The sequence below is a fragment of the Burkholderia sp. BDU5 genome, from assembly GCF_001522845.1.
In the GTDB taxonomy this organism is placed as follows: domain Bacteria; phylum Pseudomonadota; class Gammaproteobacteria; order Burkholderiales; family Burkholderiaceae; genus Burkholderia; species Burkholderia mayonis.
Genome location: NZ_LOWC01000157.1, coordinates 71,782 through 95,926 on the forward strand (window position 1 = coordinate 71,782; position 24,145 = coordinate 95,926).

Consider the following 24,145-nt stretch of genomic DNA (forward strand, 5'->3'; position numbering starts at 1 on the left):
GGTGGGGCGCGTCACGCGAGCGCGAGCAGGTCGTCGGCCGCGATCGCGACGCCGACCGCGGTGCCGCGCGCGAGATCGACGCGGCCCGGCACGTCGATGACGAGCGCGTCGGGCGCCGCGTGTTCGACCGTCACGCGCGTGCGCTCGCCGAGAAACGCGCAGTTCGCGACCGCGCCGCGCAGCGGCGCATCCGACGGGTCGACGAGACGCGCATCCTCCGGTCGAAAGAATAGCTCGTTTGCCGGCGACGCGGCGGCGACGGCGCCGCCCGTCGTCACGAGCGCGCCGTCGCGCCACACGCCTTCGAGCCGGTTCAGCGTGCCGATGAAGCGCGCGACGGCGCGGCTCGCCGGACGATAGTAGACGTCGCGCGGCGTGCCGATCTGCTCGATCTTCCCCGCGCTCATCACGACGATCCGGTCGCCGAGCGCCATCGCCTCGGCCTGGTCGTGCGTCACGTAGACCGTCGTCACGCCGAGCTCGCGCAAGAGCGCGTTCATCTCGCGGCGCAGCGCGTCGCGCAGTTGTGCATCGAGCGCGGTCAGCGGCTCGTCGAGCAGCAGCACGCGCGGGCGCACCGCGAGCGCGCGGGCCAGCGCGACGCGCTGGCGCTGGCCGCCCGACAGCGCGTCGATCGGCTTGTCCGCGTGCGCGGTAAGCCGCATCATCGCGAGCAGTTCGTCGACGCGCTCGCGCAGCGCGCGCGGATCCGTCCCGCGGATTCGCAGCCCGTAGCCGACGTTGCCGCGCACCGACAGGTTCGGAAACAGCGCGTAGCTCTGGAACACCATGCCGACGCCGCGCTTTTCGATCGGCCGCGCGGTTACGTCGTCGGCGCCGAAGGCGATCGCGCCGCCCGCGTCGGGCACGTCGAGCCCGGCAATGAGGCGCAGCGTCGTCGTCTTGCCGCAGCCGGACGGGCCGAGCAGCACGAGCGTCTCGCCCGCGCCGATCGCGAGATCGAGCGGCTCCAGCACGCGCGTGCCGTGGAAGGTCTTCGCGCAACGGGTCAGGGTGATCGGTACGGATTCGAGTTTCATCGGCGAGGCGGCGGAAAGACAGCGGAAAGACAGCGAAAGGGGGGCCGCGAAGGCGGCGGAGCGGCAGCGGGAAATCAGCAAGGTTTGCGCGCGTCGTGGCGCGTGCCGGACGGATCGACGCCGAGCCGCTGCATCGCGACGAGGAGCGGCAGCGTCATCAGCAGGAACAGGATCGTGTACGCGCTGCCGATCTCGATGCGCAGCGACGCGTACGTGTCGGCGAGGCCGACGGGCAGCGTCTTCGTGTCGGGCGTGTGCAGCATCCACGTGAGATTGAATTCGCCGATCGACAGCGTGAGCACCGCGAGCGCGCCCGCGACGATGCCGGGGCGCAGGTTCGGCAGCACGATCGTCGTGAAGCGCGTGACGAACGATGCGCCGAGGCTCGCCGCGCCTTCTTCGAGCGTGCGCAGATCGGCGCGCGCGGCGACGGCCGCGACCGCGCGGACCATGAACGGCAGCGTGAACACGACGTGCCCGACGACGATGAACCACACGCTCGTGCGGAACGCGGCGAAGCCGCCGTAGACGGCGAGGAGCGCGAGCGCGGACGCGAGGCCCGGCAGCGCGACGGGCAGCACGAGCGCTTCCTCGATCAGCCGCGAGACGCGGCTGCGGCTGCGCGCGAGCGCATAGCCGGCGGGCACGCCCGTCACGAGCGTGACGGCGAGCGTCGCGAGCGCGACTTCGAGCGACAGGAATATCGAGCTGTGGTACTGCGTCCATACTTCGCCGAGCCAGCGCAGCGTGAGCCCGCTCGACGGCCCGCGGAAATAGTTGACCGTGAGCCCGGCGAGCACCGACATCGCGACGGGAACGATCAGAAACGCGCACAGCGCGAGCGTGACCGCCCATTGCGCGGCAGCGAGCCAGTCGAACGAGGCGCGGCGCGGGCGGCGGGCCGTCGGCGGCTCGTCGGAATCGGTCGCGGCAGCGGGGCGGACGAGCGCGGCGGCGTCCTTGATGGTGAGCGTCATGGGGCGTGCGGAAGCGATGTAAACGTTTTCGTCGACAGGATTATCGGGCGCGTCGATGAAGAACTGATGACGGCGCGCCGGGCGGATGGCGGCGCGCGCCCGCGCGATGGATGGCTGTGCGCATCAGTTTTAAACGTTTGAGCGACGAGCGGAAAACGGTTCGTCGCGCGTGGCGAGCCGCTCGACGCTCGATGCGCCGCCGCAGCGCCGAAGCGCGGAGCGAAACGGATGCAGGCCGCGCCGACGAACGTGCGAAGAGCAAGGGGCGCTCTTGTGGCGGCAGCCGCGCGCGTCGCCGAGCAATCAGTCTAATTGCCGATTCCCCCGATGTCGCCGCGCATGCCGTTACGTTATATTGAATCGCCGAATGGTGTTGAGGAGTCCGGGCAATCCGGCCGAGCATCGCGTGCGCCGTTCGGCGACACACACTGACCAGCGCCATGCGGTCACATCGCGAGGCAATTGTTGATGAGCAGGAGCGAGAGTGGGGAAACCGCTCTTTTTTGTTGTCTACGAGGAGGGAGTGATCGATGCAAACGATAACGATGGAGCAGTGCAAGCGCATTCATGGCGGGGCTAACCTGATCGACGGCACGTTCAACCTGTTGGGCGGCACGTTCACGATCAACAGCAGCGCGTTGGGCACGTTGATCAGCAACGCCAATTCGCTCGTCGTCAATGCGAACAACTGGCTGAGCAATCCCAAGGGGCAGTTGTCGTCGACGAAGCAGTAACCGCCGGCGCGACGCGCAGCCGACGCCCGTCTCCGGGCTCGCGGCTGCGACGCGTCGGTCCGACGCAGCCGGACGAGGCGCGCTGTCCGGGCGCATCGTCCGGCCCGGCTTCAGATTTCCCTTTCTTTGCAACGACGACGATCCGTTCGTCGTTGCGTCTTCGTCAAGCGGACGCGGCCGTCGCCTGGCCCGTCAGATTGCGCGCGAGCGCAAGCACCGCCCACGTGACGATCCCGAGCACGATCGACAAACCGGCAGCCGTCGCGATGTTCGCGTTCAGCGTGAACTCGGTGTAGATCGTCATCGGCAGCACGTCGAGATCGGTCGCGAGCGTGAACGCGGTGCCGAACGCGCCCATCGCGGTCGCGAAGCAGATCGCGCCCGCGGCGACGAGTCCCGGCGCGAGCGCGGGCAGCACGATGTCGCGCAGCACGTGCCACGGCGACGCACCGAGCGAGCGCGCAGCCTCTTCGAGCGACGGATCGAGCTTCGACGCCGCGGCGATCACGGTGACGATCACGCGCGGAATCGAGAAGTACAGATAGCCGACGAAGAGGCCCGCGACCGAGTAAGCGAACACCCAGCGATCGCCGACGAGCTTTTGCGACAGCATGCCGATCAGCCCCTGCCGCCCGGCGAGCATGATCACCATGAAGCCGACGACGACACCCGGAAACGCGAGCGGAAACGTGAGCAGCGCGATCAGCGTGCGCTTGCCCGCGAACGCGCGGCGCGCGAGCAGGAGGCCTGCGATCGTCGACAGCGCGAGCGTCGCGAGCGTGACGGCTGCGGACAGCGCGACCGTCGACACGAGGCTCTTCATGTAGCGCGCATTCGACAGCAGCGCGACATACGCGTCGACGAACGCGCCGTCGCCCGACACCCGCACGAGCGAGGCCATCGGCAGCAGCCAGAACGCGACGAACACGGCGAGTGCGGGCGCGAGCAGCGCGATGCGCCAGCGCGGCGGGAACGTGAGATCGGACATCGTGATATCGACTCGTGCGGATAGCGGATAGCGGATAGCGGGCGACGGGTATCGGCCGGTTATTGCATCACCTGCAGATACTGCTTGCCGAACGCCTGCTGGCCGGCCGCGAGCTTGCCGAAGTCGACGCTCTTCGCCCGCGCGTACTCGCTCGCGGGCAGGAACTTCGCGGCGGCGTCGGCGGTGAGCGCCTGCGCGCGCACCGGCCGCAGATATGCGTTCGCCCACAGCTTCTGGCCTTCGTCGGACAGCACGAAGTCGAGCACCTTCTTGCCGTTCGCATCGTGCGGCGCGCCCTTGACGAGGCTCATCACGTACGGCACCGAAATCGTGCCTTCCCTCGGAATCACGAATTCGACGTTCGCGTGGTCCTTGTACTTCGCGCGATACGCGTCGAAGTCGTAGTCGAGCAGGATCGGAATCTCGCCGGACAGCACGCGTGCGTACGCAGTCTGCTTCGGCACGATCGGCCGGTTCGCCTTCAGCTTGCGGAACCAGTCGAGCGCGGGCTGGAAGTTGTCGAAGCTGCCGCCGAGCGCCTGGTTTACCGCGACGGCGCCCGCGTAGCCGACGAATGCACTCGACGGATCGAGATAGCCGACCATGCCCTTGTACTCGGGCTTCAGCAAATCGGCCCACGAACGCGGCACGGGCTTGCCGTCGAGCGCGTCCTTGTTGACGAAGAAGCCGAGCGTGCCCGAATGGATCGCGAACCAGTAACCTTGCGGGTCCTTCATGTTCGCGGGGATGTCGTTCCAGTGCGCGGGCTTGTACGGCGCGATCACGTCCTTGTCCTTCGCCTGGAACGCCGACGACACGCCGAGATAGACGACGTCCGCGACCGGGCTCTTCGCTTCCGCGAGCAGTTGTGCGATCGCCTGGCCCGAGTTCTTGTTGTCGAACGGCACGCGAATGCCGGTCTTCTGCTTGATCGCCGCGATTTGTGCGGCCCAGTCGGCCCATTCGGGCGGGCAGTTGTAGCAGATCGCGGTTTCTTCCGCGTGCGCGGCGGACGCGCCGAGCGACAGCGCGAGCGAGGCAAGCGGGATGAGCGCGGCGGCGCACGCGCGGCGCACGGCGGCGAGCGGCGAGCGGGGGAACGGCGAACGGCGGACGGTCACGACAGGTCTCCTTGCAGGGGCAAAACGAACGAGGGCGAGAGCGGGATTCATGCGATGCGCGAGGTGCGCGTCTCGCGCGGCGGCGCGACGGTCGCGCCTTCGCGCACCGTGTGCGGCAGCGTCAGCGCGGGCCGCGGATGATGCTCGCCGGCGATGCGCTCGGCGAGACGCCGCCACGCGGCGCGACCGATCTCTCGATTCGGCGTCGCGACGCTCGAAAGCGGCGGCGCGAGCAGCTCGCCGACCGCGAGGCCGTCGAAGCCGAGCACCGAGATGTCGTCGGGCACCGCGAGGCGCGCGTCGCGCAATCCGCGCATCACGACCATCGCGAGCCAGTCGTTGCTGCAGAAGAGCGCGGTCGGCCGCGTCGCGCGCGCGGTCAGATGCGCGAGCATCGCGCTCGGCAGCGTCGGCGCGTTGAAGTCGATTTCGAGCGCGGGCAGCGGGTCGAGACCGCGCTCGTCGAGCGCCTGCGCGTAGCCGCGCACGCGCTGCCGCGCGCGGTCCGACGCGTCGAGCGAGCCCGCGAGCATCAGCACGCGGCGATGGCCGCGCTCGATCAGCATCCGCACGCCGTCGTACGCGGCGCGGCGATTGTCGACCGCGACCGACGGACGATGCGGCGTGTCGTTGTGCATCAGCACGTAGAGCGGGCCGTCGCGGTCGAGCTCGTCGAGGAGCGGATGCGCGTCGGCGTCCGCGACGGTGAGCATCAGCCCTTCGACGCGCTGCGCGCGCAGCGTCTCGATCGCATGACGCTCACGCGCGACGTCGTATTCGGTCGACATCACGATCAGCTTGAAGCCGGCTTGCGCCGCGAGCTCGTCGACGCCTTGCAGGCATTCGGCGAATACCGGATTCGCGAGCGTCGGCAGCACGACGCCGATCAGTTGCGTGCGGTCGCTTCGCAGCTGCCGGCCGAGCGGGTTCGGGCGGAAGCGCAGCGTGTCGATTGCGGCGCGGACCTTTTCGAGCGCCACGGGACTGACCGTGTGCGGCGCGTTGATTGCGCGCGACACCGTGGCGATAGAACAGCCGGCGAGCGCGGCGACGTCTTTGATGGTCGGCGTCATGAAGCGTGCGTGCGGTGGATGCGTGTAAACGTTTTCGTCGACGGGATTATCGGGACCGTCGATGAAGAACTGATGACGATGGTTGGCCGATGATCGGAAGGGATGATGTCTGATGAATGGGGGCGTCAGGCCGACGTATGGAGGCGAGGGGGCACACCGCGGATGAAATCGTCGTCCGGCGCATGAGCGGCGACGCGTGACGCCGGCCTCGAACGATGCCGTCCGGTGGAAATCTCTCGTGTCAGTCGGCATGCCGATTCGTGTCCGGTCGTCGCGTGTGCAGGATGAGGGCGTTCGTCGATCCTCTGGTTGAGGCCGCACGACTGGCTCAGGCGGTAGCGATCGGCGAGTGAATGCGATCGAGCGGCGCTCGGCAGGGTCAAATCGCGAGGATCGGCGCGAGCAGTGGTAGAATCGCGTCCGCCCTTGCCGGGGTGATGAAATTGGTAAACATAGCGGACTTAAACGATTGAGTGCCCGGTCGGAAACGGCTGGTGCAGAACCCTTCAAATTCGGCGAAACCCCTGGCGCGCGACGCGTCGAGGCAACGCCGAGCCAAGCCCCGAAGCGGCAGCGAAAGCGGCGGCGGGGAAGGTGTAGAGACTAGACGGGGGGCGCCTAAGGTCCACGCGGCTGAAGCCGCGTTCGGACGACGGTGAAGGCATAGTCCAGCGCACGAACGGCGCCGCACCGCGCCGGCTTCGAAAGAAGCAGTGTGACGAAAATCCGCCGCCTTGATTGGCTTGCCGGTTCGAGTCCGGTCCCCGGCACCATCAACTATTCCTCGAAATTCCCGACCGGTCGCAAAAACCTTGATAAATCAAGGCGCGGAAGGGAGTTTCGTTCCTAAAGAGTCCGGCTCGGTTCGTTGAAAGCCGGGGGTACATCGGGGTACTTTTAGGGGTATGTCCTCACTTCGAGGCTCCAACGCAACGGAGATACCCCAGGGCCGGAGCATCAAAAGTGAGCTTCCCCTGAAATTTCGCCTTCCAGCAGGTCGCGTATAAACTCGACCGAATGCCGCCGCGACGACGATCCGGATGTGGTTGATTCGAACAACGTGCTTTCCGCATCGACGACTCGATCGTGCGGCATGGCTCGATGCGCGCATTCTCCGGTTTACGAAGCGACGACGCGATTGCGGCCTTCATGTTTCGCGCGATAGAGCAGCTTGTCCGCGGCGCTGAGGATTTCGTCGACGGTGTCGCCGTCGCGACCGTACTGCGACACGCCGATGCTCACGGTCACGGGCGTGTGCTTGCCGTCGATGCCGAACGATGCGTTCGCGATCGAGGTGCGTACGCGCTCGGCGATGCCGCTCGCGGCGTCGGCAAGCATCTTCGGCAGCAGCACCATGAACTCCTCACCGCCGACACGCGCGATGTGATCGTATGGACGGATCGCGGCGAGGCATTGCTGCACGAAATTGCACAGCACGACGTCGCCGACCTGGTGGCCGTAGTCGTCGTTGATCTTCTTGAAGTTGTCGAGGTCGAGCGCAAGCAGCGAAAACGTGGTGCCGTCCCGCTTCGCGCGTGCGATTTCCGCCTGTATCTGCTCGATGAACTTGCGCCGGTTCGATGCGCCCGTCAGCGGATCGGTGGTCGCGAGATGCTCGAGTTTCTGATTGGTGCGCGTGAGTTCCTGCAATGCGCCTTCGGTGCGCGCCATCGATTCGGCGAGCCGCGCCATCAGATCCTGCTGGCTGTAGACGGTCGCGAACGAGCGGGACGTCATCAGCGCCTGAACGACACCGAAGCTCAGCAGGAAGAAACCGCTTGCGAAGATCGCATGGGCAAGCCACCACATGTGATTCCAAGGCTTGCCGAGAATGAATGCGATCGACGACAGCGCGAACCACATCACCGAAATTCCGTAGACGAGCATCAGCGGCGTGCGAATGCGGCGCACGAGCAACAGTGCGACGTTGGCGAGCGACACGATCATCGCGCCGCCCTCCATCGACACGCGTGTCCAGCGATCGCCCGCAATCGGCGAATACGCGATCGCGGCGACGATGACGCAGATGACGGCGTAGCCGGCGATCCACGGCAGCCAGGTCGAGCGCTGCGTGCGTCGCTCGCGCGGATCGGGGTCTTTGAAATAAGACAACTGCCCGACGAGCAGCAGGAACGACATCACGAGGCGCGACGCCGGCCCGTACAGCAGGAACAGCCAGATGTTCCGATGAGCCATCCCGGTGAATGCGCCGTGCAGCGAATAGATGAGTGCGAAGCCGAGAAATCCGAGTGTGAGCCAGCGAAGCAGCGGCTCACCCGACGACAGGTAGCAGCGCCAGGTCACGTAGGTGACGAAGAGACCTTCAAGCGTCGCGGCGGCGATCGCCAGTTCGTGGAATTGATGATCCTCGAAAGTCAGGCGGGGATCGATGAAGAACCGCAGATACGCGATCAGGAACGCGGGCGCGAGCGCGAAGCCGATCAGCAGGCAAGCGGTATAGATTCGGGCGATCGTGCCGATCGCACGCGACGATTCATGGGCGGTGAAGACAGTGCTCACGGTGGCCTCCGCAACGCTGTTCCGTATTTCGAAGTGGGAAGCCAGCGCGGAACGTCTTGCGGCGAACCGCCGTCACGTCTGGTTTCGCGCTGCCTCGTATCGTTATTCGTTGATTGCTTTTCTGACGAGAGTATAGGCGGCGTCAATCGTTTGACAATACGGTCGTACCGGTTTCCTGCACTCGGACGGACGGACGAAACGGCCGATTGTTCGACTTCGCGCAACAGACGCGAGCCGCGAAATTGGTGATGAAACATTCACGTGCGGCAGACGTGTGGTGCCGGCAGGCCGTGAAGCGTATGCGGATGTGTGTCGCGGGTAATCGAAGCGAGCGACGCGGGATTGATCGGTGCGTAGGATGTCTTGCGGGTCGGTACCCTGTTGCACGCGGAGGTCGAGCCTATCCGGTGCGCTGCGATTCGTCGCAGCAACCCGCTTCGACGCGCGCTCGACACCCCGAAACACGGATGCCGATTGCAAGCCGGTCGCATCGCGTCGCGTCGCGTCGATGCGGCGCTCGGTAAATGGAAAATGTCGTTGGCAAAAGGCGGCAAAAACAAGACGAATCGTCGTGCCGTCCGCCTAGGGTTTTCATATGTGGCGAACGGCCTGCCGTGTCGAATCAACGTGAATATAGTTAGGTGATGGACCGGCTCGAATCCGGTGGTTTCGTCGCGGTGGAGGTCATCATGAGCTATAGCCTGGAGGGGCGCATACTGGAAGTGTGCGATTGCAAGGTGCTTTGCCCGTGCTGGATCGGCGAGGATCCGGACAACGGCACGTGTCGGGCGACGGTCGCCTACCACTACGACAAGGGAATGGTCGACGAGGTGGACGTGTCGGGGCTGACGGTCGCATTCGCCGCGTTCGTTCCGGGCAATATTCTGCAGGGCAATTGGCGGGTGATCATCTTCATCGACGATCGCGCGACCGACGCGCAGTTCGACGTGCTCGCGAGCGTCTATCGCGGCGAACGCGGTGGGCCGCTTGCCGACTTCTCGCAGCTCTTCGGCGACATCGTCGCGATCGAGCGCGCGGCGATCGATTTCGACGTGCGCGACGGCAAGGGCACGCTCAAAGTGGGCAACACCACGTACGCGGAGCTCGAACCCTATCGGGGGCCGACCGGCGAGCCGACGAGGCTCGTCGAGAGCATCTTCTCGACGATTCCCGGATCGCCGGCCTACGTCGGCAAGGCCGGCACGTTCCGCATGCATGAACAGAAGCTCGGCATCGATCTCGATCTGAGCGGGCAGAACGCGATCCAGGGTTTTTTCATGTTCCGTTCGTGATACGTATCCACGCCGGCGCGGTCTTGCGCAGGTGAGCCGTGCTTCGCCATGAACGCGACGTCGTCGTCCCGCGTGTTCGTGCCGCTGGCGATCGCGATGATCGCCGCGGCATGGATCACGCTGTGGATGTGGGACAGCAGTCCTTACGCGCGCTTTCTCCATCACGTCGACTGGTCCGAGGCGAGTCTCGCCGAACTGTGCCGGCTGATTCCGGCGGGCGACACGATCGTGCCCGCGATGCTGCATGCCGCCGCGTGGCTGCTGACGATCGTCGCGATGATGTTGCCCACCGTGCTCCCGCTGCTGCGAACGTTCGAGCGCCTGACGGCCGCGCGCGCGGACCGGAACCGTCTGCTGCTGATGGTGGTGCTCGGTTATCTCGCGGTGTGGAGCGTGTTCGGGCTGGCCGTCGATGCAGGCGACGCCGGCCTGCACGCGCTTGTGCGGCGCACGCCGTGGCTTGCATGGCACGGATGGCTCGTCGGCGCGATCGTGCTGGCGCTTGCCGGCGCTTATCAATTCAGTTCGCTCAAGTATCGATGCCTCGACAAGTGCCGGTCGCCGCTGATGTTCGTCAGCGAGCAGTGGCGGGGCGGAAACGCGCGGCGGGACAGTCTCCTGCTCGGCATGCGGCATGGCCTCTTTTGTGTCGGATGCTGCTGGCTGCTGATGTGTCTGATGTTCGCGGTGGGAGCGGGGAACGTCGGCTGGATGCTGGCGCTCGGAGCCGTGATGGCGGTCGAGAAGAATCTGCCGCACGGCCGGCGATTGAGCGCGCCGCTGGGCGTCGCGTTGCTCGGATGGGCGGCGTCGATCGTCGTGACGGGACTTCGCCTGGTTTGATTCGTGGTGATCTTCGCGCTGCCGTTCGCGTCGCGCGCACTCGGCATGCCGACGGGCATCGCGGGCGCGTGGATCGGCATGTCGGAATTCGCCGACGCCGCGGGGCTCGCGACTGCGCAGGCATACTACGATTTCGCGAAACACACGGCGCGAGCGCGATTGCCGGCGCGCCGGAGGCGTCGCTGCAGGCGTTTACGCTGATGAAGGTGGTCGGCCGCGACATCTGGATCGGCATCTGGGCGTTCGTTCGTGCTCGCGATCGTCGCGACGACGCGCTGGGAACGCGCCGACGGCATCGCCGCGCAGCCGCGCGCAAGCGAGATCTGGGCGCGCTTTCCGAAGTTCGTGATCGGCTTCGTCGTCGCATCGGCGTGCGTAACGGGGCGCTGCGCGCAACGCCGGCATCGCTGCGGCGGCGTTCGAGACGGCGTTCGAGATGACGACATTCAGGATTCGAAACGAAATGAGCCCGGCAGCGATGCCGGCTCGTTTATTCCGGTTTCTCCACCGCCCGCGCGAGCATCGCATCGCCGATCAGATCATTTCCGCGCGCCTTCAGCATTTCGGCGGCCCCGCGGATGTCGCGCGCCTCCTTGTTCTGCCCGAGCTTGTATTTGCCGACGAGCCGCGTGATGTCGATCTGCAGGCCGACGATCGACTGGAGCATCGTGTCGATGTAGTCCTTCGGGGCGTCGGTCATCTTCCACGGCTCGGGCAGCGCCGCTTCGTGCGTGCGCGTCAGCCGGGCGACCACGCCGCGCACGAATTTCTCGTCGTCGCGAACGGTGATGCGTCCGTGCGCATGGACGACGACATAGTTCCACGTCGGCACCTGCCGGTGGAACGCGTGCTTGCTCGGATACCAGGTCGGCGAAATGTACGCGTCGCCCGCACGGAACACGACGAGCACCTCGTCGCCGCTCGACACGTCCTGCCATATCGGATTCGCGCGAGCGACGTGCGCGCTCAGCACGCCGAGCGGCCCTTCGGAGGCGGCGAGCTCGAACGGAATGTGGTTCGCGTCGAGTCCGCCCGTTCCGTGCGTGATCAGGATCCCGAACGGGTGTTGCGCGATCAGCGCGTGCAGGACGTCGGTGCGACGTTCGTCGAAATGGGTGGGGACGTACATGGCGGCTCCACAGTCGGGCTGCGTTTGCGCAGTGCGCGGGGTTGAGTGATGCGGGCATTGTCGTGCGAAACTGGTTTATTCTGTAGAACCAGTTTGGAAAGCTTCTGGTGAACCGGAATTATGGCAAGAATCGCCCGGATCATTGAGATTCCGTCGATCGGCGCACTCGACCGCTCGACCGGAAACCTGAGTCGGCAGTTGGCGCAGGCGCTGCGGGACGCCGTCCGCAAAGGCGATGTCAAACCCGGCGACGCGCTGCCGTCCACGCGGCTGCTCGCGGCTTCGCTGCGGATCGCGCGCGGCACGGTGGTCGATGCGTACGAGCAACTGATCGCGGAGGGGTTTCTGGAGTCGCGGGGCGGCGCGGATACGCGCGTCGCGCACGCGCTCGCCGAGCCGCGACCGGGCAGCGAGCCGCCGCGCGCGGCGCGGCGGCGCGAGACTTCGGCGGCTCGATCGAGCCTGCCGCAGCCGGCTGCGGCGTATGCGCGGATCGCACGGGAATTCGCGCCGGTGCCGCCGGTGCCGTTCGCGATTTCGGTGCCGGTCGGCGCGACGGCGCCCGATGACGTGTGGCGTCGCCTCGGCAACCGTCTGCGGGCGAAGGGCGCCGCCGCGCCGACCAGCTACGCCGATCCGCAAGGCGCGCAGCCGCTTCGCGAAGCGATCGCCGACTACGTGCGCAAGTCGCGCTCGGTGCGTTGCAAGCCGGATCAGGTCATCGTCACGAGCGGCACGCAGCAGGGGCTGTATCTCGCGTGCCAGGTGCTGCTGGGCGCGCACGATCGGGCGTGGGTCGAGAACCCCGCGTACCGCGGCATCACGGCGATTCTCGAATGCACGGGGCGGGGCGATGCGATGGTGCGCGTGCCGGTCGATGCGGACGGCATCGACGTCGACGCGGGCATCCGGCTCGCGCACGACGCGCGCGCCGCGTTCGTCACGCCGTCGCATCAGTATCCGCTCGGCATGCCGATGAGCATGGCGCGGCGCAGCGCGCTGCTCGCGTGGGCGCGCGCGGGCGATGCATGGGTGATCGAGGACGATTACGACAGCGAGCTGCGCTACGAGGGCTATCCGTTTCCGTCGCTGCAGGGCTTGGACCCGGAGCGCGTCGTCTATCTCGGCACCTTCAGCAAGATGCTGTTTCCGTCGCTGCGGCTCGGTTATCTGATCGTGCCGGACGATCTGGTCGCCGCTTTCTGCGGCGCGCGCGTGCTGATGGATCGCCATGCGCCGACCGCGGACCAGTACGTGCTGGCCGCGCTCATGGCTGAAGGGCATTTCGATCGCCACATCCGCCGCGTGCGGGGCGTGTATGCGGATCATCGCGCGCAACTGATCGACACGCTCGGCAGGCTGCTTCCGGGCGACCTGGCCTGGCTGCAGCCGGGCGACCAGGGCATGCACGCGGTGCTTTGGCTCGCGGCGGGCATCGACGACTTGCAGGTCACGGCGATCGCCGCGCGAGCCGGTGTCGCGGTCCGCGCGGTGTCGCCGATGTTCGCGCCGGGGACGGCGCGATCCGGGCTCGTCCTCGGATTCGGCGGATTCAGCCGGGAGCAAATGGATGCGGCCGCGCAGCGTCTTGCCGAGGTGATCGCGTCCGTCGGCGGAGCGGCGTCGCGCGATCGATCGAAGCGGGCGGGCGTCGCCGATGACGTCGATGCGGCTGAGCGACGGAAATGAGCAGGGTCGACGCCGTTGTCATGGGGGCGACGCGAGGCGCGATCGAATCGGATCGTCGGGTGAATCGCTCGCTGGCCAACTCTACGTTCGAAAGCGATGCGTCCGCCTTCAAGGCGGCGAGAATGCGAAGGTCTGGTTCGTCGAGGTATACGCCAGCCACGCGGCTCTCCTTTGATGTCGATGTGAAATTGAATTTCACATCGATGATGTGTGGTTCCATAATTTCAAAAATATATGTGATGTGACGAAAGCGCTGGACGCTCGATCCGTCATTCGCGCAGCGCTCGCCGTCCCGAGTCGTCCCATGCGATCCGAAATCGTCCGAATGACGCACGGGACGGCGAGCACGCGTTCGCGCGGCGGCCGCGTCGATCCTGCTTAGCGGTCGCCCGGCAGCCACGCGCCGTGGAATCCCGCCGGGATTCGCCGTGGCAGATGCACGGTCGCGATCGGCTCGTCGTCGATGCGGCGGCCGTCGAGGATCACGAGATCGCTCGTATCCGTTTTGCGGCGATACACGCAGACGAGCAGCCAGCCGTCGTCTTCGTCGACGGCGCCCGGACGCGGGACGAACACCGGCTCGCTGTTCTGGTCGCCCGGCGGCACCCGGTAGCGCTGCGTCGATCCGGCATCGACGTCGTAACGCACGACGCCGCGCAGTTCCGCATTGGTCGGCTGCTCCGTCGCGTACAAGAAGCGATGGCGGCGGCCGGTCCGGTTTTCGTTGATGCGGGGCAGCTCGATGCCGGCGTCGTCGAGCGGCTGCCCGGCGACGATCCCCGTCTCGAGATCGATCACGTAGCGCCACAGCACGCCGACCGGGTTGTCGTCGAACGTGCGGCCGTCGCCGGCGAGGCGCAGGAACCACGGATAGCGGACGACGTCGAGCACGATCGCCGAACGATGCCTGTCGTACGCGTTGACGACGTGCTGGATGAAGCACGGCGCGACATCGAACCAGCGCGTGTCGCCGCCGTGGCGCGGCAGGACGCCGATGCGCGCGCGGCGCTCGTCGTGCCAGCGCAGCGGCATCCGGTGGCCGCGCGACAGCATCGAGAAGTCGTATGCGACGTTCAAGTCGAACACGATGCTGTGCGTCGCGGTGATCGCGATGTCGTGCATCATCGACGGCGCCGGCCAATCGACTTCGATGTCGACGGTCTGCACGCCCGCCGCATCCGCGACGCCGTAGCGCAGCCACGGCCGGTTCCAGTCGGCGCGAAACACGATCAGCTCGCCGGTATGCGGATCGACTTTCGGATGCGCCGCCATGCCGGGCGCGAGACCCGGATGGCGGCGCGACGCGCCGAGGCTGTCGAGGCCCGCGGTGATCGCGAGCGGCGCGCCGCCTTCGGCAAGCGCGAGGATTTCGCCTGCGTGAACGAGCACGTTCACGTTCGGATTCGTGTCGACGAGCGACGGCGCACGATCCGGGTCGTGCACACGCGCCCAGCGCTGCGTGCGCGCCCAGCGATTCCGGTAGCGCGCCGCGCGGCCGTCCTGGAGCGCTACCGCGTGCAGCATCGCGTCTTCCGGCCACCACGACAGCACGTCGTCGCCTTCGAAGCGGCCGCGCAGCGGATTGGGTCCGTTTCGCACGAGCACGCCGTTCAGGTCGCGCGGAATCGAGCCGGTCACGGGAAGGTCGACGAGGTCGACTTCGTCGGCGACGGGCGCCAACGCGCCTGCATTCAAGTCTATGGCTGTCATGTTCTCGGGAGTGGATTCAGAGCGTGGCGGGCGGCGGCGCGGCGTCGTCGTTCGTGAACGCAAGCGCGAGCGCGTGGTCGCGCACGTCGGCGGGCCACGCGGCGACCAGTTCGCGCAGGCGCGCACCGTCGTTCGCGAAGAGCGCGCGCGTCGCCTCCTCGAAGCCGGGCATGTCGCCCGCGATCGCCGACATGAAGTGGTATGCGCGCTCCTGCGTCCGGCGGCGTCGGTCCTCGTGCGCGTGCGTGCGGCGGGCTTCGTCGACGAGGCGGCGCAGCACGACGGACGCGCCGCCCGGCTGCGTCGCGAGCCATTCCCAATGGCGCGGCAGCAGCGTGACTTCGCGGGCGACGACGCCGAGCTTCGGACGGCCGCGGCCGCGCGGCTCGCTCGCGCCGCCATTTGCGTCGGGTGCGCCGGCTGAGTCTGGGGCGGACTCGCGAGCCATGCCGTCGCGTTGCGCGTTGCCGTCTTCGGCCGACGCGGTCTGCGCGTAGCGGGTTGCGATGTCGTCGTCCGAGCCTCGCGTGTCGATGTCGATCGAGCGACCGGTCGCGTTGTCGAAGATCAGGACCGCGCCGCCGACGGCGTCGTTTTCGACGGCCCGCTTGACTGCGATTGCAACCGTCGACAGCGGGCCGGCCGCAAGCCGCCGATAGCCGTCGAAGGCAATGTGGGAAGGGAGAGGGGCGCTCGTCATGGCATTGACCTCGAAAAATCCGAACAATGCGCATTTATACCCGGATATAAATAGGGTGTCAATAATACCCGGATAATATTTGCCGCCGAACCGCCGAACCGCCGAACCGCCGAACCGCCGAACCGCCGAACCGCCGAACCGCCGAACCGCCGAACCGCCGAACAAGCACGCAGCCTGACAGCCGACGCAGCGCCCGACATGCCTGCCGAAATCAGGCGCGGCGAGCGTCGCCCTCTACAGAACCGTCTCCTTCAGCCGTGTCTCCAGCCAATCCGCGAACACCTGAAGCCGCCGGGACAGATGCTGCCGATGCGGATAGAGCAGCGTCATCGGCATCGGCGCCGCGCGATGGTCCGGCAGCACTTCGACGAGCTCGCCCGCGCGCAGATGCGCGTCGACGTCGTACGCGGGAATCTGGATGAGCCCGAGTCCCGACAGGCAGCACGCGATATAGGCCTCCGCGTTGTTGACGGTCACGCGCCCCTGCAGCGAGAGCCGTCTGACCGCATCGCCTTCGACCCATTCCCACGGCGCGATGCGTCCGCTCGACGGCGAGGCGTAGTGGATCGGCCGATGGCGCGAGAGATCGGCGGGCGTGCGCGGCACGCCGTGGCGCGCGAGATACGCGGGGCTTGCGACGTTGATGAGCGGCAGGTTGCCGATCGCGCGTGCAACGAGGCCCGAGTCGCTCAGCGTGCCGACGCGCAGCACGCAGTCGACGCGCTCCTCGATCAGATTCACCGCGCGATCGGTGACGCCGAGGTCGATGCTGATCTGCGGGTATTGGTCGAGAAACGCGGGCAGCGCGGGCGCGACGATCAGGCGTCCGATGCGGCACGGCATGTCGACGCGCAACGTGCCGCTCGGCCCGACGGTCGAATGGCGGAACAGGTTCTCGGTTTCCTCGACGTCGGCGATGACGCGCAGACAGCGCTCGTAGAGCGCGGCGCCGTCCTGCGTCGGCGTCACCTTGCGCGTCGTCCGGTTGAGCAGCCGCGCGCCGACCCGGCCCTCCAGTTCCTGGATCGCCGCCGACACGGACGAGCGCGGCATCCCGAGCGTGTCGGCCGCGCGTGTGAAGTTCGCGCATTCGACGACGCGCGCGAACACGCGAAAGAGGTCAATGCGATCCATCGGCGTCTCGGTGGCGAAGCGCGGGCGGCGTCACGCGATGTGTGTCGGGCGCGGCGGGCGGCGCGGGTACGGGGGCGAACTGGGTCATCGTCGTGGGATCGAGCGTGCGGCAACCAACAATTATTCGATTTCTCTGACGGGTGATGTCAGAAGTGATGGCTTTATAGGGATTTTCTGGAATATATCATTCGAACGCATGCGAGGCGGCATCCGGCGGCCTCGCGCCTCGGAAACGGAGAGCCACCATGGCAGACCATAGCATCAAGGGCAAAACCGTCATCGTCGCGGGCGGTGCGAAGAATCTCGGCGGGCTGATCGCGCGCGATCTCGCCGAGCATGGCGCGAAGGCGGTCGTCATCCATTACAACAGCCCGGGCACGCAGGCCGATGCCGAGGCGACCGTCGCGGCGATGAAGGCGGCGGGCGCGCAGGCGGTCGCGCTGCAGGCGGACCTGACGACGGCGGGCGCCGTCGAGAAGCTGTTCGCCGATGCGGTGGCCGCGGTCGGCCGTCCGGACATCGCGATCAACACGGTCGGCAAGGTGCTGAAGAAGCCGTTCGCCGAGATCACCGAAGCCGAATACGACGAGATGGCTGCCGTCAACTCGAAGTCGGCGTTCTTCTTCCTGAAGGAAGCGGGCAAGCAAGTCAACGACAACGGCAAGATCCTCACGCTCGTGACGTCGCTGCTCGGCGCGTTCACGCCGTTCTACGCGGCCTACGCGGGGCTGAAGGCGCCCGTCGAGCACTTCACGCGCGCGGCGGCGAAGGAATTTGGCGCGCGCGGCATTTCCGTGACGGCGGTCGGCCCGGGCCCGATGGACACGCCGTTCTTCTATCCGGCCGAAGGCGCGGACGCGGTCGCGTATCACAAGACGGCCGCTGCGTTGTCACCGTTTTCGAAGACGGGGCTGACCGACATCGAGGACGTCGTGCCGTTCATTCGCCATCTCGTCAGCGACGGGTGGTGGGTCACCGGCCAGACGATCCTGATCAACGGCGGTTACACGACGAAGTAAGCAGCGAAGTAGACGGCGCGGTACGCGGAGAAGCTTGCGTCCCATGCGTGGCGATTGGCGGGAGAGCTGACGGGGAGGGGCGATCAGTTCGCGTTGACGTCGTTGGCGGCGGATTGCGTTGCGTTTTCCGTCGTTACCGGGGCCGTCGTGGCGGGTGTTGGCGCAGGCGCGCCCGCACCTTCCGCTGTCGGCGTGGCGGCCTCGGTCTGCGCCGACTCCGCCGGGACGGGCGCGTTGGTCGACGGCGCGATCGGCGACGCCGATGCCCACGGCTTCGCCGATTGAGACGACGACACCACGGGCGTCACCGATCGCATGATCGACGACGAAGGGGGCGCGGTAGGCGCGGGGGCAGGCGTGGATGTCGGCGCCGGTGCGGACATCGGCACGGGAGCCGATGCCGGCGCGGGCGCGGACGCCGGAGCCGAGGCCGCGGCAGGCGCGAACGCGGACGTCGAAGCCGAAGCCGCGGTCGGCGCGGACGCCGGAGCCGACGCCGCAACTGGCATCGACGCTGCCTCGGAAGCGGGATGCACGGGCTCCGCCGGCGGTGTCGGCACGGCCGGCGTTTTCAGCTTCATCGGCGCGCCTTCGGCCGTCTCCGCCGGCTCCGGCAGCGGCGCGACGCGTTCCTTTTCGGCCGCCTTGACCGCGGCCTTGTCGCGTCGCGTCGGATCGATCTTCAGGAAGTGGTCGACGAGATTGAAGAAGCGCTCGTAGAACACGCCGGCGGGAATGGTTTCGCTCGCGATCTTGACCATTGCGTCGTCGCTCGAGCCGATCGGCAGCGACAGCGAGCCGAACACGCTCAGACCGACGCTCGCCGACGTGTTGCTCTTCTTCAACGAGTAGCGGTCCTGCACGGCGTTCACGTAGGCGATGCTCGACGCGCCGTCGATGTCGGCGTCCGCGCAGACGACGTGGAATTCGATGACGACGTGCGAGTCGTTGCTCGGCTGGAAGTTCTTGCTGCCTTCGACCGCATCCGGGCGCGTCGCGCTCGCCATGTAGCCCTGGCTCAGCAGCGCGCGGCGCGCGGCTTCGCACGTCAAGGCCGATTTCTCGTGGAACGTGCGCGCGTACGGGCTCGCGGTCGCGTCGAACTGTTCCTGTTGATACAAGGGCTTGGGCGCGGACGAGCAGGCGGACAGCACGGTCGCGATCGCAACGGCGGACGGGACGAGGAACGGTCGGAATCGGTTGTGCATGGTGTAATTCAAAGGGGCCGGCCACGTGCCGTGCAACTCGGCCCGGGCATGACGCCCGGGCTCGACGCTGCCGATCGGCGCGGGCGCGCGAGCGAATCACAGCGGCGATCCGCGCGGCCTTCCGCACGCCGCGTCAGCCGACGCGATGTGGCATGGCGAGCCGACTATTATAGTTTTTCTTGGTGCGCGGCAGCATGAAGCCGCGATCGTAACCGGCACGCGCCGTTCTTTCGTATGCCTTTCGAAGCCATGGTCGCGCCGCAGCGCGTTTGGTGCGACGCCGGTTCACCGGAGCCGCCGAGCGTCACCTGGTACCGCTCGTCGCCGTCCTTGTCGACGCCGAGAATGCCGATGTGGCCGCTGTGATGGTGTCCGCACGAGCTGATGCAGCCGCTGATGTGCAGGTCGACGTCGCCGATGTCGTTCAGCCCGTCGAGAGCGTCGAAGCGCTCGGCGATCGCGTTGGCGATCGGGATCGAGCGCGTGCTCGTGAGCGCGCAGAAGTCGCCGCCGGGGCACGCGACCATATCGGTCAGGAGGCGCACGTTCGCGCTCGCGAGGCCCGCGTCGCGCGCGCTTCCCACAGCGGATGCAGATCGTCGACGTGCACCCACGGCTGCACGGCGTTTTGCGCGTGCGTGACACGCGCCTCGCCGGCGGAGAAGCGCTCGACGAGGTGGGCGAGCGCGTCGAGCTGCTCGTGCGAGGCGTCGCCGGGCGCCTGGAGCCGGCGCTTGAACGACAGCGTGACGATCCGCAGCGCAGGATCCTTGTGCTGCGCGACGTTGCGCTCGAATCGAATTCATCGCAAACGCGATGAGACCGCGACGAATGCTCGAGCGAACCTATCGCGGTGTTGAAGACTGGAAGGGGCGTGCATTGCGATCGTTGTGCCGCTTGCCGCTCGCATCGGGATCACGGTCGGCGAGGTAGACGTTCGTGGAGATGCCTGTATTCCGAATACGCAAGCATCACCGCTCGATCTTCGAGCGACGTGATGCTTCACGCGGCGAAACGATTACTTGCATCGGCATCGAAGGCGATTGCGCGCACCGAATCGCGAATCCTCGCATGTGCCGCCCACCGCACACAGCGGTTCCACATGGCAGAACCGCGCTGCCGCTGCCGTCGACATGCTTGCCGAACCGCGCGCTCGCGTCGGTAAAAACCCGTGTTCGCCGCATGCTGGATTATTCCGATTGCGTTCGCCGAGCGGCCCGGCGCGCGTTCGTCGAGGCGGAATCGCGCGCCCGCGCGCGGCAGTCGCGTCTTGCTGCGGCGCAGCGCCGCGGCGCGCATCGCGATGGTATGCTGCCTATCACCTTGATCGTATGGCAGGTGCATGAGCAAGCTTGGCGATACAGTCGTTCCCAACCCTAAAAAAAACGAACGCTCCACGATTTTGGGAGTCGGAACGTTGAGTGTGACGCCCGCAATGCGCGTTCGCGCAGGCGTCGCCCCCAGCCATCGCGTAGCGTCGCTACGCCAGCCGTCGCGCGCGTCGTCGCGCCGCGCACGCGCAGCATTCTGGTTCCACAACACGGAGACACTTTCATGACCCGAAGCAACGTGGTCGCGGCGACGCGCACCATTCCGATCGACGTTCCCGAATACGTGAAGCACCGCGGCCTGATCGACTGGGTCACGCGGATCGCGGAACTGGCCGAGCCGGATCGCGTCGTCTGGTGCGACGGTTCGCAAGCGGAATACGACCGCCTCTGCGACGCGATGGTCGAGCAGGGCACGATGGTGCGCCTCGATCCGGCGAAGCGGCCGAACTCGTTTCTCGCGCTGTCCGATCCGTCCGACGTCGCGCGCGTCGAGGACCGCACGTTCATCTGCAGCGAGCAGCGCGACGACGCCGGCCCGACCAATCACTGGATCGCGCCCGCCGAAATGCGCGCGACGCTGAACGGCCTGTTTCGAGGCGCGATGCGCGGCCGCACGCTGTACGTCGTGCCGTTCTCGATGGGGCCGCTCGGCTCGTCGATCGCGCATATCGGCGTCGAGCTGTCGGACAGCCCGTACGTCGTCGTCAACATGCGGATCATGACGCGCATGGGACGCGACGTGCTCGACGCGCTCGGCGAAGCCGGCCAATACGTGCCGTGCGTGCACAGCGTCGGGCGGCCGCTCGCCGCGGACGAGCAAGACGTCGCGTGGCCGTGCAATCCGACCAAGTACATCGTGCATTTCCCCGAATCCCGCGAGATCTGGAGCTTCGGCTCCGGCTACGGCGGCAATGCGCTGCTCGGCAAGAAGTGCTTTGCGCTTCGCATCGCGTCGACGATGGGCCGCGACGAAGGCTGGCTCGCCGAGCACATGCTGATCCTCGGCGTGACGTCGCCCGAGGGCCGGAAATATCACATCGCCGCGGCGTTCCCGTCCGCGTGCGGCAAGACCAACTTCGCGATGCTGATCCCGCCGAAGGGCTTCGAAGGCTGGCGCGTGACGACGATCGGCGACGACATCGCGTGGCTCAAGCCGGGCAAGGACGGACGCCTCTACGCGATCAATCCGGAGGCGGGCTACTTCGGCGTCGCGCCGGGCACGGGCGCGAAGACGAATCCGAACGCGCTCGCGACGCTCACCGAGAACGTGATCTTCACGAACGTCGCGCTGACGGAAGACGGCGACGTCTGGTGGGAAGGGCTCACCGACACGCCGCCCGCGCGGCTCACCGACTGGCAGGGCAACGCGTGGACGCCCGAGATCGGCCGCGAAACCGGCAGGAAGGCCGCGCATCCGAACTCGCGCTTCACGGCGCCCGCGTCGCAGTGTCCGTCGATCGACGACGACTGGGAGAACCCGGCCGGCGTGCCGATCGACGCGTTCATCTTCGGCGGCCGCCGCTCGACGACGGTGCCGCTCGTCACCGAGGCGCGCGACTGGGTCGAGGGCGTCTACATGGCGGCGACGATGGGCTCGGAGACGACTGCGGCGGCGGCGGGGCAGCAGGGCGTCGTGCGGCGCGATCCGTTCGCGATGCTGCCGTTTTGCGGCTACAACATGAGCGACTACTTCGCGCACTGGCTGTCGTTCGGCGGGAAGCTCGCGGCGGCGGGCGCAGCGCTGCCGAAGATCTACTGCGTGAACTGGTTCCGCAAGGATGCGGACGGTCGCTTCGTGTGGCCGGGCTTCGGCGAGAACATGCGCGTGCTGAAGTGGATGCTCGACCGGATCGACGGCCAGGGCGCGGGCGTCGAGCATGCGTTCGGCGTCACGCCGCGCTATGAGGATCTGCATTGGGCGGGCCTTGCGTTTTCGCCCGCGCAGTTCGAGCAGGTGACGTCGATGGACTCGGCCGAATGGCGCGACGAGCTCGCGCTGCACGCGGAGCTGTTCGACAAGCTGAGCGCGCGGCTGCCGAGCGCGCTCGCCGAGACGAAGGCGAAGATCGAGGCGCGGCTCGCAGCGTGATCGACACGGCGGGGCACGCTGCGTTCGGCGCGAGCCGCGACGGATGCGGTGCGTGACGAACGTGTCGATCGCACCGAACGCACCGAACGCACCGAACGCACCGAACGCACCGAACGCGTGAATGGAACGAAAAGCCGCATGACGCTTCGGCGTTCATGCGGCTTTTTTTCGTTCGACGGAAGCGCATGTGTGACCTGTACGCATTCGGCAGATGGTGATGCGCAAGTGCCGTCCGCGCGTCGTTGCCGGCCGATGGCCCGCGCGCGACAGCGGCATCGTGTTCGACACTGCGAACCGGCGTTATGCAATTGCAGCGCTCGCGCCCATCGCGCGACGGCCGGCTCGCACAACCGACGCACCGAAGTCGCACCGCCCGCGCGTCGAAGAGCCGAAGACGCATCGACCTACGCGAGCGCCGCGCGACGGCATGCTCGCTCTCCGATCCGACGCACGCACGCGCGCACGCGCCGCTCTCCTCCCGGCGCGCGCGTTGGCCCTTGCGCCCGCGCGCCGCGCCCCGCGCGCAGCCGTCGCCGTTCGATGCGACAATCGTCCGCGCATTCGAAAACCAAGGAGACATCGCCCATGAAGATTCAACGGATCGCCGTCGTCGGCGCCGGCGTGATCGGCGCGAGCTGGACCGCGTTTTATCTGTCGAAGGGCTTCGACGTCGCCGTCACCGATCCTGCGCCCGACGCCCGCACGCGGCTCGACGCCGCGCTCGCGAATTTTCTCGGCGAGCGCGCCGCGACGCTCGCTTCACGGCTCGCGTTCGAACCGACGCTCGACGCCGCGCTGGACGGCGCGGACTTCGTGCAGGAGAACGGCCCCGAGCGTCTCGACCTCAAACGCGACCTGTATCACCGGATCGACGCGCTGCTGCCCGCGCACGTGCTCGTCGCGTCGAGTTCGTCGGGGCTCCGGATGTCGGACATCCAGAGCGCATGCGACGCGCATCCGGCGCGCTGTCTCGTCGCGCATCCGTTCAATCCGCCGCATCTGATTCCGCTCGTCGAGCTGGTCGGCGGCGCGGCGACGTCGGCCGACGCGATCGCGCAAGCGAAGCGCTTCTACGACGGCCTCGGCAAAGTGACGATCGTGCTCAACAAGGAGATGGCGGGCCACGTCGCGAACCGGCTTGCGGCGGCGCTCTTTCGCGAGGTATATCACTTGGTCGGTGAGGGCGTCGTGAGCGTCGAGGATGCGGACAAGGCAGTGTCGTGGGGGCCGGGCCTGCGCTGGGGGCTGATGGGGCAGAACCTCGTCTACCATCTCGGCGGCGGCGAAGGCGGCATCGCACATTTTCTCGAGCACCTGTCGGGCCCGATGACGACGTGGTGGAACGATCTCGGCGCGCCGTCGTTTTCGCCCGACGTCGACCGCAAGCTGATCGACGCGCTGCGCGAGATCCAGGGCGCGCGCTCGATGGCCGAACTCGGCGCGGAGCGCGATCGTCTGCTCGTCGAATTGATCGACGTGCGGCGCGACAGCTTCCTGCCCTGAGCGCCGCCGATCGGCGGCCGGACGCGCGCCGGCGACGCCGGGCCG

General features: G+C 67.2%; 18 protein-coding genes and 3 pseudogenes. 8 read left to right on the forward strand and 13 right to left on the reverse strand.

Annotated elements, in window-relative coordinates:
• Positions 1-11 precede the first annotated feature (11 nt).
• Together WS69_RS24425 and WS69_RS24430 are read right to left on the reverse strand one after the other, a co-directional pair.
• Positions 12-1,040, reverse strand: coding sequence for an ABC transporter ATP-binding protein (locus tag WS69_RS24425; protein ID WP_059473231.1), 1,029 nt, complete (start codon positions 1,038-1,040; stop codon positions 12-14).
• Positions 1,041-1,114: 74 nt separating this feature from the next.
• Positions 1,115-2,085, reverse strand: a pseudogene (locus tag WS69_RS24430) (ABC transporter permease).
• Between the two features lie 462 nt (positions 2,086-2,547).
• On the opposite strand from WS69_RS24430, the gene WS69_RS34320 reads away from it, so the two are divergent.
• Entirely contained in the window at positions 2,548-2,751 is a 204-nt protein-coding gene (locus WS69_RS34320; protein ID WP_059473233.1) for a hypothetical protein, read from the forward strand.
• Positions 2,752-2,914: 163 nt separating this feature from the next.
• Here the strand turns inward: WS69_RS34320 and WS69_RS24440 are convergent, their stop codons facing one another.
• The 4 genes from WS69_RS24440 to WS69_RS24455 form a co-directional block, all read right to left on the reverse strand.
• Positions 2,915-3,739 (reverse strand): ABC transporter permease, encoded by an 825-nt coding sequence (locus WS69_RS24440; RefSeq protein WP_059473234.1) that lies wholly within the window; start codon positions 3,737-3,739, stop codon positions 2,915-2,917.
• A 59-nt stretch (positions 3,740-3,798) separates the two neighbouring features.
• Complete coding sequence (locus tag WS69_RS24445) at positions 3,799-4,860, reverse strand: ABC transporter substrate-binding protein (protein WP_059473235.1); 1,062 nt, start codon at positions 4,858-4,860, stop codon at positions 3,799-3,801.
• 47 nt (positions 4,861-4,907) lie between these two features.
• Positions 4,908-5,933, reverse strand: coding sequence for a LacI family DNA-binding transcriptional regulator (locus WS69_RS24450; protein WP_059473236.1), 1,026 nt, complete (start codon positions 5,931-5,933; stop codon positions 4,908-4,910).
• A 1,119-nt stretch (positions 5,934-7,052) separates the two neighbouring features.
• Entirely contained in the window at positions 7,053-8,453 is a 1,401-nt protein-coding gene (locus WS69_RS24455; RefSeq protein WP_059473237.1) for a sensor domain-containing diguanylate cyclase, read from the reverse strand.
• A gap of 689 nt (positions 8,454-9,142) precedes the next feature.
• Between WS69_RS24455 and WS69_RS24460 the strand changes: the two genes are divergently transcribed.
• The 3 genes and pseudogenes from WS69_RS24460 to WS69_RS33750 form a co-directional block, all read left to right on the forward strand.
• Positions 9,143-9,745 (forward strand): DUF1326 domain-containing protein, encoded by a 603-nt coding sequence (locus WS69_RS24460; RefSeq protein ID WP_059473339.1) that lies wholly within the window; start codon positions 9,143-9,145, stop codon positions 9,743-9,745.
• Between the two features lie 48 nt (positions 9,746-9,793).
• Complete coding sequence (locus WS69_RS24465) at positions 9,794-10,588, forward strand: DUF2182 domain-containing protein (protein ID WP_059473238.1); 795 nt, start codon at positions 9,794-9,796, stop codon at positions 10,586-10,588.
• Between the two features lie 3 nt (positions 10,589-10,591).
• Positions 10,592-10,969, forward strand: a pseudogene (locus tag WS69_RS33750) (putative sulfate exporter family transporter); the annotation flags it as partial.
• 109 nt (positions 10,970-11,078) lie between these two features.
• On the opposite strand, the gene WS69_RS24480 reads toward WS69_RS33750, so the two are convergent.
• Positions 11,079-11,717: an FMN-binding negative transcriptional regulator gene (locus WS69_RS24480; RefSeq protein WP_059473241.1), complete on the reverse strand. Its 639-nt coding sequence runs from the start codon at positions 11,715-11,717 to the stop codon at positions 11,079-11,081.
• A gap of 120 nt (positions 11,718-11,837) precedes the next feature.
• On the opposite strand from WS69_RS24480, the gene pdxR reads away from it, so the two are divergent.
• Positions 11,838-13,406 carry a MocR-like pyridoxine biosynthesis transcription factor PdxR gene (gene pdxR / locus WS69_RS24485; protein ID WP_059473242.1) on the forward strand — a complete coding sequence of 523 codons (1,569 nt, stop codon included), beginning with the start codon at positions 11,838-11,840 and terminating at the stop codon, positions 13,404-13,406.
• 378 nt (positions 13,407-13,784) lie between these two features.
• Here pdxR and WS69_RS24490 read toward each other — a convergent pair whose 3' ends face one another.
• The 3 genes from WS69_RS24490 to WS69_RS24500 all read right to left on the reverse strand — a co-directional run bounded on the left by WS69_RS24490 (position 13,785) and on the right by WS69_RS24500 (position 16,950).
• A complete protein-coding gene (locus tag WS69_RS24490; RefSeq protein ID WP_059473243.1) occupies positions 13,785-15,116 on the reverse strand; it encodes a carotenoid oxygenase family protein in 1,332 nt (443 codons plus the stop codon).
• Positions 15,117-15,132: 16 nt separating this feature from the next.
• Entirely contained in the window at positions 15,133-15,816 is a 684-nt protein-coding gene (locus WS69_RS24495) for a DUF2239 family protein (RefSeq protein WP_059473244.1), read from the reverse strand.
• Between the two features lie 234 nt (positions 15,817-16,050).
• Positions 16,051-16,950, reverse strand: a complete 900-nt coding sequence (locus WS69_RS24500) for a LysR family transcriptional regulator (protein WP_059473245.1) — start codon at positions 16,948-16,950, stop codon at positions 16,051-16,053.
• Positions 16,951-17,195: 245 nt separating this feature from the next.
• Between WS69_RS24500 and WS69_RS24505 the strand changes: the two genes are divergently transcribed.
• Positions 17,196-17,969 (forward strand): SDR family oxidoreductase, encoded by a 774-nt coding sequence (locus tag WS69_RS24505; protein ID WP_059473246.1) that lies wholly within the window; start codon positions 17,196-17,198, stop codon positions 17,967-17,969.
• Positions 17,970-18,052: 83 nt separating this feature from the next.
• On the opposite strand, the gene WS69_RS24510 is transcribed toward WS69_RS24505, so the two are convergent.
• The 3 genes and pseudogenes from WS69_RS24510 to WS69_RS34325 all read right to left on the reverse strand — a co-directional run bounded on the left by WS69_RS24510 (position 18,053) and on the right by WS69_RS34325 (position 20,719).
• The gene (locus WS69_RS24510) at positions 18,053-19,177 is read right to left on the reverse strand and encodes a DUF2242 domain-containing protein (RefSeq protein WP_059473247.1); all 1,125 of its coding nucleotides are present in this window, start codon (positions 19,175-19,177) and stop codon (positions 18,053-18,055) included.
• 272 nt (positions 19,178-19,449) lie between these two features.
• A pseudogene (locus tag WS69_RS24515) lies at positions 19,450-19,970 on the reverse strand (nitrite/sulfite reductase); the annotation flags it as partial.
• 209 nt (positions 19,971-20,179) lie between these two features.
• Positions 20,180-20,719, reverse strand: a complete 540-nt coding sequence (locus tag WS69_RS34325) for a hypothetical protein (protein ID WP_162498963.1) — start codon at positions 20,717-20,719, stop codon at positions 20,180-20,182.
• A gap of 12 nt (positions 20,720-20,731) precedes the next feature.
• On the opposite strand from WS69_RS34325, the gene WS69_RS24530 reads away from it, so the two are divergent.
• Both WS69_RS24530 and WS69_RS24535 read left to right on the forward strand, forming a co-directional pair.
• Positions 20,732-22,597, forward strand: a complete 1,866-nt coding sequence (locus tag WS69_RS24530; protein ID WP_059473251.1) for a phosphoenolpyruvate carboxykinase (GTP) — start codon at positions 20,732-20,734, stop codon at positions 22,595-22,597.
• Between the two features lie 585 nt (positions 22,598-23,182).
• A complete protein-coding gene (locus WS69_RS24535) occupies positions 23,183-24,100 on the forward strand; it encodes a 3-hydroxyacyl-CoA dehydrogenase NAD-binding domain-containing protein (RefSeq protein ID WP_059473252.1) in 918 nt (305 codons plus the stop codon).
• The last annotated feature ends 45 nt before the right edge of the window (positions 24,101-24,145 follow it).

Bases quoted from the DNA above. Each gene is read 5' to 3' on its own strand.
- WS69_RS34320 (WP_059473233.1), top strand. From the start codon at position 2,548: ATGCAAACGATAACGATGGAGCAGTGCAAGCGCATTCATGGCGGGGCT.
- pdxR (WP_059473242.1), top strand. From the start codon at position 11,838: ATGGCAAGAATCGCCCGGATCATTGAGATTCCGTCGATCGGCGCACTC.
- WS69_RS24460 (WP_059473339.1), top strand. From the start codon at position 9,143: ATGAGCTATAGCCTGGAGGGGCGCATACTGGAAGTGTGCGATTGCAAG.
- WS69_RS24425 (WP_059473231.1), bottom strand. From the start codon at position 1,040: ATGAAACTCGAATCCGTACCGATCACCCTGACCCGTTGCGCGAAGACC.
- WS69_RS24530 (WP_059473251.1), top strand. From the start codon at position 20,732: ATGACCCGAAGCAACGTGGTCGCGGCGACGCGCACCATTCCGATCGAC.
- WS69_RS24510 (WP_059473247.1), bottom strand. From the start codon at position 19,177: ATGCACAACCGATTCCGACCGTTCCTCGTCCCGTCCGCCGTTGCGATC.
- WS69_RS24490 (WP_059473243.1), bottom strand. From the start codon at position 15,116: ATGACAGCCATAGACTTGAATGCAGGCGCGTTGGCGCCCGTCGCCGAC.
- WS69_RS24480 (WP_059473241.1), bottom strand. From the start codon at position 11,717: ATGTACGTCCCCACCCATTTCGACGAACGTCGCACCGACGTCCTGCAC.
- WS69_RS24505 (WP_059473246.1), top strand. From the start codon at position 17,196: ATGGCAGACCATAGCATCAAGGGCAAAACCGTCATCGTCGCGGGCGGT.
- WS69_RS24465 (WP_059473238.1), top strand. From the start codon at position 9,794: ATGAACGCGACGTCGTCGTCCCGCGTGTTCGTGCCGCTGGCGATCGCG.
- WS69_RS24535 (WP_059473252.1), top strand. From the start codon at position 23,183: ATGAAGATTCAACGGATCGCCGTCGTCGGCGCCGGCGTGATCGGCGCG.
- WS69_RS24440 (WP_059473234.1), bottom strand. From the start codon at position 3,739: ATGTCCGATCTCACGTTCCCGCCGCGCTGGCGCATCGCGCTGCTCGCG.
- WS69_RS24495 (WP_059473244.1), bottom strand. From the start codon at position 15,816: ATGACGAGCGCCCCTCTCCCTTCCCACATTGCCTTCGACGGCTATCGG.
- WS69_RS24450 (WP_059473236.1), bottom strand. From the start codon at position 5,933: ATGACGCCGACCATCAAAGACGTCGCCGCGCTCGCCGGCTGTTCTATC.
- WS69_RS24500 (WP_059473245.1), bottom strand. From the start codon at position 16,950: ATGGATCGCATTGACCTCTTTCGCGTGTTCGCGCGCGTCGTCGAATGC.